This is a genomic window from Gilliamella sp. Lep-s35 (assembly GCF_009795845.1).
In the GTDB taxonomy this organism is placed as follows: Bacteria; Pseudomonadota; Gammaproteobacteria; order Enterobacterales; family Orbaceae; genus Gilliamella.
The window spans coordinates 1-392 of the sequence record NZ_WTEX01000083.1 but is presented as its reverse complement, the minus strand read 5'-3'; the positions used below and the strand labels follow the sequence as shown (position 1 = coordinate 392).

1 protein-coding gene is annotated in these 392 nt (G+C 35.7%); it reads left to right on the top strand.

Translation table 11 applies throughout. The features are described 5' to 3' along the window. Positions 1–392: hypothetical protein (locus tag GQ590_RS12125; protein WP_160409321.1), on the top strand; the 392-nt coding region annotated here is incomplete at both ends.

Below are 392 nucleotides of genomic sequence, written 5' to 3'. Positions count from 1 at the left end.
AAGTTGTAGTTTAGTCGTCCTATTATCGCTACTAACAGGTTGTGATAACACCGATTATAAAACCCGAATTCAGGAAGAAAATGACAACATTAATCCCAATGGTAATAGAGCTGTTTGTCTGGCAGTGGGTGAAATTTATAAAAATATGTATCCTTATACAATTAAATATATGGCAGGTTATCATAAGGATATGGATTATCAAGATCCCATTTATATTAATCATAAATTAAATTACCGATTAGCGCTGTATGCCAAAGAAGGACTATTTACCGAAGAGCTAGTGGGTTATGACGGTGATAAACCGCTGTATCGTTATGATTTAACCGATGAAGGCCGTAAATATATTGATAAAAGATGGTCGGGAGGCACCAATTTCTGTTTTGGTCGAGTGG